Consider the following 6408-nt stretch of genomic DNA (forward strand, 5'->3'; position numbering starts at 1 on the left):
GGCCGATGCAGACGCCTTCATAGGCCTGCACGCGGGTGCGGTCGCCTTCGATGACCTTCACGTTGACGATCACGGTATCGCCGGGACCGAATTCCGGGATGTTCTTGCCGGCGGACAGCTTGTCGAATTGCTCTTGTTCGAGCTGCTTGATCAGGTTCATGGGTAAATCTCCATCAGCGCGCCCAGCCTTGGAAACGGGGGCTGCGCGAAATTCGTCTATCCAGCCATTGCGGATTTGGCCGCTGCTATAAGGCAAGCCGGAGCGTTTGTCACCCGTCTGTCTTGGTTTTTGGCGTTTTTTGGCGACCGGGCCGATTCGGGGCTTTGCTCGGGACCTGAGACCACAAATCCGGTCGCCGGGCCGCCGTCAGGGCCTCGGATTCCGCCCGCCGCCAGGCCGCGACCTTGGCATGGTCGCCGGAGGTCAGGATCTCCGGGATCGGAATACCCTCGAACAGCTGCGGGCGGGTGTATTGGGGGTATTCCAGCAGCCCATCCGAGAAGCTTTCCTCGGTTCCGGAAGCCTCCTTGCCCATGACCCCCGGCAGCAGCCGGACGCAGGCGTCAATCAGCGCCAGCGCCGCGATTTCGCCTCCCGAGAGCACGTAATCGCCGATCGAGACCTCTTCGAGGGCCCGTCCGTCGATTACCCGCTGGTCCACCCCCTCGAAGCGTCCGCAGACGATCAGGGGTCCGGCGCCCTCGGCGAGCTCCAGGACGCGTGCCTGGGTCAATGGCCGACCCCGGGGGCTCATCAGCAGACGGGGCCGGTCCGGCCCGGCCTCAGCCGCGTCGATCGCTGCCGCCAGGATGTCCGCCCGGAGCACCATGCCCGGGCCGCCGCCGGCCGGGGTGTCGTCAACGCTGCGGTGGCGGTCGGTCGCGGAGGCCCGGATGTCCCGTGCCTCGAGCTCCCACAGCCCGGACGCCAGCGCCCGCCCGGCCAGGCTCACGCCGAGCGGCCCCGGAAACATCTCCGGAAACAGCGTCAGCACCGTCGCGCGCCAGGGTGAGGGGTTGGTCATTGCGCCCTATGAAATCCGTCGTCCCGGCGAAGGCCGGGACCCATAACCACACCCGGCCATTCAGCAGCAGCGACGTGCCTTTGGGCGGCGCGATCTCGATGATGTCGCCGGCGCCGAAATTATGGATCGCGAGCACGCGGCCGAGCGCGTCGCCATCGATGGTGACGGCGGCGAGCCCGATCAGGTCGGCGTGGTAATATTCGTCCGCGTCGATCGCGGGCAGCTTTTCGCGCGCGACATAGAGCTCGATGCCGTTGAGGCGTTCGGCCTCATCGCGGGTCGTGACGCCCTTGAACGTCGCGACCAGATGATCCTTGGCCTCGCGCGCCGTTGCTACCTCGAACTGGCGCTTGCCGTCCTTGGCGAGAAGCGGCCCATAACGCCGCACGGCAAGTGGATCCTCGGTGAAGGTCCACAATTTGACCGCGCCGCGCACACCATGCGCGGCGCCGATCCGCGCGACGCAGATCAGCGCCGACATGAATTAGCCTTAGCCCTTGGCGGCGGCTTCGGCCTGCGCCTTGCGCTCCTTGCGCGGCACGGCCTTCTGCGGGTTGCTGCGCGCTTCGCGCTTCTTGACGCCGGCGGCATCGAGGAAGCGCATCACGCGGTCCGACGGCTGCGCGCCCTTGGCGAGCCAGGCCTTCACCTTGTCCATGTCGAGCTTGAGCCGGGTCTCGTTGTCCTTCGGCAGCAGCGGGTTGAAATGGCCGAGGCGCTCGATGAAGCGGCCATCGCGGGGGAAGCGCGAATCGGCGACGACGACGTGATAGACGGGGCGCTTCTTGGTGCCTGCGCGGGCGAGGCGGATAACGACGGACATCTAGTTCTCCTTCAAAGTACGTTTTGTTCGGTTGATTGGTATTCCGCGTTGCGCGGGACGCTTGCGATCCCGCACGACGAATTCCTCATTTCTTCTTGCCTGGAAACCCGCCGAGGCCCGGCAGCATCGGCTTGCCGCTCAACCCGGTCAGGCCAGGAACGTTCGGCAGACCGGTGCGCAGACCTGGGGGCAGATCCTTCGGCAGGCTGGGCAGGCCCTGGCCGCCGCCACCCTGCATCTTCTCCTGCAAGGCCTTCATCTCTTCCGGCGAAGGCGGCTTCATGCCGCCGCCAAAGCCCATCGCCTGCGCGATGCCGGCGAGCGGACCGCGCTTGCCCGAGCCCATGGCCTTCATCACGTCGGCCATGTTCCGGTGCATCTTGAGCAGCTTGTTGACCTGCTCGACGCTCTGGCCGCTTCCGGCGGCGATGCGCTTCTTGCGGCTGGCCTTGAGCAGATCGGGATGACGCCGCTCGTCGCGCGTCATCGAATCGATCACCGCGACCTGGCGCTTCAAGATCTTGTCGTCGATGCCGGCGGCCGCGATCTGGTTCTTCATCTTGGCGATGCCGGGCATCATGCCCATCAGGCCGCTGATGCCGCCCATGTTCGCCATCTGCAACAGCTGCTCGCGCATGTCGTTGAGGTCGAACTGGCCCTTGCGCATGCGCTCGGCGGTGCGCGCGGCCTTTTCGGCGTCGATGTTGGCGGCAGCCCGCTCRACCAGCGAGACCACGTCGCCCATGCCGAGGATGCGGCCGGCGATACGGTCGGGATGGAAATCCTCCAGCGCGTCGGTCTTTTCACCGGTGCCGATCAGCTTGATCGGCTTGCCGGTGACCGCACGCATCGACAGCGCGGCGCCGCCGCGGCCGTCGCCGTCCACGCGGGTCAGCACGATGCCGGTGAGGCCGACGCGCTCGTCGAAGGCGCGGGCGAGGTTGACGGCGTCCTGGCCGGTGAGGCTATCGGCGACCAGCAGCACTTCATGCGGATTGGCGGCAGCTTTGATCGCGGCTGCCTCCGCCATCATCTCTTCATCGAGCGTGGTGCGGCCGGCGGTGTCGAGCAGCACGATGTCGTAGCCGCCGAGCTTGCCGGCCTCCAGCGCGCGCTTGGCAATCTGTGGCGGCTGCTGTCCCGCCACGATCGGCAGGGTCGGAATGTCGAGATCGCGGCCGAGCACTGCCAGCTGCTCCATCGCCGCCGGGCGATAGACGTCGAGCGAGGCCATCAGCACCTTGCGCTTGTCGCGCTGGACCAGGCGGCGGGCGAGCTTGGCGGTGGTGGTGGTTTTACCGGAGCCTTGCAGGCCGACCATCATGATCGGCACCGGCGGCACGGAATTTACGTCGATGGTCTGGCTTTCGGCGCCGAGCGTATTGATCAGCTCGTCATGGACGATCTTGACCACCATCTGGCCGGGCGTCACCGACTTGACGACGGTGGCGCCGATCGCCTGCTCGCGGACGCGCTCGGTGAAGCTGCGGACCACTTCGAGCGCGACGTCGGCTTCCAGCAGCGCGCGGCGCACCTCGCGCATCGCGGCGTCGACGTCCTTTTCGGTCAGCGCACCGCGCCCCGTCAGACGATCGAGAATGCCACCAAGCCGTTCCGACAGATTGTCGAACAATGCCGTTGTCCCTTGTCCCGCTCGCGCAGGGTTGCCGCATTCACCACTGTCATGCCCCGGCTTGACCGGGGCAGCCAGTACGCCGCGGCGCCTCGGCTCAAACCGAGCTGCCTCTGGAATACTGGATCCCCCGCCTTCGCGGGGGATGACCACTTACTTGGGCAAGCGATCTTCCAAACACCTTTACGCCCGAGGGCGCATAGCGCTGTCGGGCGTTAGCCTCTGGCCTCGCAGGACCAGTCGGCGGGTCGAAAAGAAAGCCTTTCCGAGAAAGTGCGCGGGTTAAACGCCGCTCAGGCAAGAAAGTCAAGGAAAGTTAGCGCCCGGAGATGGCTTCTGCAATGCAAGCCATTGAAAACATGAGGCTTTCGACCATGGGTTCCTTTTCCGGCGGCACCGCCCATATAGGCGGTGATGTCTTACCGCGTCGACCATCCCTGAAGCCCGCCCGTGCCGATCACCCGCCGCCGCGTTTTCGGACTGCTTGCCGGTGGCGCTGCGCTGGTCGGCGTGCCCTCCCTTTGGATGTCCCGCATGAAAACCTATGACGGCCCCGTGTCCGACCATTTCGACGGCCTGACCTTCTTCGATCCCGACGGGGCGCCGCCACGATCGCTCGGCGAGGTGCTGCGTTGGCAATTGGGTGGCCGGGGGCAGCGCGCGGACTGGCCGGATTGGGCGCCGAGCCCCCATGCCGATACGCCGCCGGCCCGCGTCGACGGCGACAAGGTACGGCTCTCCTTCGTCGGCCACGCCAGCTGGCTGATCCAGACCGGCGGCCTCAACATCATGGTCGATCCCGTCTGGTCGATGCGGGTCTCGCCTGTCAGCTTCGCCGGACCGAAGCGGCACAACGATCCCGGCATCGCGTTCGAGAAGCTGCCGAAGATCGACGTCGTGCTGGTTTCCCACGGGCACTATGATCATCTCGACATCGCGACGCTGTCGCGGCTTTCCAAGAATTTTGCGCCGCGCGTGGTGACCCCGCTCGGCAACGACGTAACGATGCGCAGCGCCGATTCCACCATCAAGGTGGAAGCCTTCGACTGGCATGATCGTGTCGAGCTCGGTGGCGGTGTGGCCGTGACGCTGGTGCCGACCCGGCACTGGTCGGCACGCGGCATGTTCGACCGCAACAAGGCGCTGTGGGCGAGTTTTGTCCTGGAGACGCCGGCCGGAAAAATCTATGTCGTCTGCGATTCCGGCTATGGCGACGGCGGGCATTTTCGCCGCGTCGCCGAGAAGCACGGGCCGCTGCGTCTGGCGATCCTCCCGATCGGCGCCTACGAGCCGCGCTGGTTCATGCGCGACCAGCACATGAATCCGGAGGATGCGGTGAAGGCGCTCGCCGATTGCGGCGCGCAGGAAGCGCTCGGGCATCATCACGGCACGTTTCAGCTGACGGATGAGGCGATCGATGCGCCGGCGAAAGCGCTGGTCGAGGCGCTCGATGCGGCGAAGATTCCRCAGGAGCGGTTCGTGGCGATGCAGCCGGGGCAGGTGGTGGAGATTTAGCGTCATTCTCCGCTGTCGTCCCGGCGAAGGCCGGGATCCATAACCACAGGAAGACGTTTGACGAAGACTCGTCGTTTTCAGTCTACCCGCGGTACCGCGACCTGCGCCTACCGAAAGATCACGCGGTATGGGTCCCGGCCTTCGCCGGGACGACACCATTGGTGTTGCGGCAGTGTGCCTCCTACTGCCCCTGCTTGATTGCCCAGCTCACATTCACCGTCACCGACAGCGTTTCCTCGCCCGGCGCAACGGCGGCTGGCGCGGCCATCGGCGCCGTTGCCATCCTCGACTTGAACAGCGGCACCGGACCGCCGCCCTCGGAAACGCTCAGCGGTGCACCCAGCGTGACGCCGGTGGCCCTGGCGTAGATCTCGGCCTTGCGGCGGGCATCGGCGACCGCCTGCTCGCGGGCGTCGTCAAGCAGCTTTGAGGCCTGCGTCACCTCGAAGGAGATGTTGCCGATATCGTTGGCGCCGGCGCTGACCAGTATGTCGATGATGCCGGCCACCTTGGTCACGTCGCGAATCTTCACGGAGACACGATTGGAGGCGCGGAAGCCGACCACGGGCGAGGCGCCGGTGGTTTTGTTCTGGCCGTATTGCGGCTGCAGCGACAGCCGCGAGGTCTGGTAGTCCTTCTCCGCGATCCCGGCGCCCTTCAGCGCCAGCAGCACCTTGCCCATCGCCGCGTTGTTGGCATCGGAGGCTTCTTTGGCCGTCTTGGCGTCATTGGCGACACCGGCGTCGATCTGCGCGAGATCGGGCGCTGCGGATACGGTCGCTTCTCCGCTGACCGAAATGGCGGCTGGAAAATCGTCGGCGAGCGCGGGCGTAGCCAAAAGCGTGGCGGCGACAAATGCGGCGAGGGCAACAGGCTTCTTCATCATTCTCACTTCAGCGGCACATAGACGTTGATCACGAGCTTGTCCTCGGCCGTCTTCAGGGGATCGGTGAGGTATTCCTCGATGAACGTGTCCTTGGCTTCCAGCTTCTTGTCGTCGAGGTGATTGGTGATCGCCTCATAGGTGTTGTCCATGTTGTCGTACGAGCCGCGATGGACGAATTTCAGCGCCTTGCCCTCCGGCGATTTGCCGATGCTCATGTCCTTGGCCAGGTTTTTCGGGTCCTGCTCGACCGGGATCTCGGCGAGGAAGGTGAAGCCGGTGTCGTCCGTCGAGGTGTAGACGATCATGGAATTGCCGGCGTGCTTGATGCCCTGCTTGTCCAAGAGCGTGTTCAGCACCTTGAAGGCGTCGATCAGCGTGTCGAAGGCCGAGTCCCAGTTGGCGGTGCCCTTGACCATCACGACCTTCTTCGGCTCGAGCGCGGTCTCCAGGCCAAAGGGATCGGCGGTCTGCACCGGGGCCGGGGTGACGGCCGCGGCGGGCGGCGGCACCGGGCCGGGCGAGGGTG

General features: G+C 65.7%; 8 protein-coding genes. 1 reads left to right on the forward strand and 7 read right to left on the reverse strand.

What is annotated here, in order from left to right; translation table 11 throughout:
• The 5 genes from ACXJL8_RS32475 to ffh all read right to left on the reverse strand — a co-directional run.
• Window positions 1-160: 50S ribosomal protein L19 (locus ACXJL8_RS32475; RefSeq protein ID WP_456686258.1), on the reverse strand; the 160-nt coding region annotated here is incomplete at its 3' end.
• A gap of 109 nt (window positions 161-269) precedes the next feature.
• On the reverse strand, window positions 270-974 hold the full coding sequence (gene trmD / locus ACXJL8_RS32480; protein WP_456686259.1) for a tRNA (guanosine(37)-N1)-methyltransferase TrmD: 705 nt from the start codon (window positions 972-974) through the stop codon (window positions 270-272).
• Window positions 859-1506: a ribosome maturation factor RimM gene (gene rimM / locus ACXJL8_RS32485; RefSeq protein WP_456686256.1), complete on the reverse strand. Its 648-nt coding sequence runs from the start codon at window positions 1504-1506 to the stop codon at window positions 859-861. Before rimM ends, trmD begins: the two co-directional genes overlap by 116 nt.
• A gap of 9 nt (window positions 1507-1515) precedes the next feature.
• Entirely contained in the window at window positions 1516-1848 is a 333-nt protein-coding gene (rpsP, locus tag ACXJL8_RS32490) for a 30S ribosomal protein S16 (protein ID WP_456620845.1), read from the reverse strand.
• Window positions 1849-1933: 85 nt separating this feature from the next.
• Window positions 1934-3481, reverse strand: coding sequence for a signal recognition particle protein (gene ffh / locus ACXJL8_RS32495; protein WP_456620846.1), 1548 nt, complete (start codon window positions 3479-3481; stop codon window positions 1934-1936).
• A 450-nt stretch (window positions 3482-3931) separates the two neighbouring features.
• Here ffh and ACXJL8_RS32500 point away from each other — a divergent pair, with 450 nt between their 5' ends.
• A complete protein-coding gene (locus tag ACXJL8_RS32500) occupies window positions 3932-4996 on the forward strand; it encodes an MBL fold metallo-hydrolase (protein WP_456620847.1) in 1065 nt (354 codons plus the stop codon).
• A 181-nt stretch (window positions 4997-5177) separates the two neighbouring features.
• Here ACXJL8_RS32500 and ACXJL8_RS32505 read toward each other — a convergent pair whose 3' ends face one another.
• Both ACXJL8_RS32505 and ACXJL8_RS32510 read right to left on the reverse strand, forming a co-directional pair.
• Window positions 5178-5879, reverse strand: coding sequence for an SIMPL domain-containing protein (locus ACXJL8_RS32505; RefSeq protein ID WP_456620848.1), 702 nt, complete (start codon window positions 5877-5879; stop codon window positions 5178-5180).
• A gap of 5 nt (window positions 5880-5884) precedes the next feature.
• Window positions 5885-6408, reverse strand: a 524-nt coding sequence (locus tag ACXJL8_RS32510) for a GyrI-like domain-containing protein (protein WP_456686257.1), incomplete at its 5' end; no start/stop codon positions are given.

It is taken from the genome of Bradyrhizobium sp. P5_C11_2, from assembly GCF_054049755.1.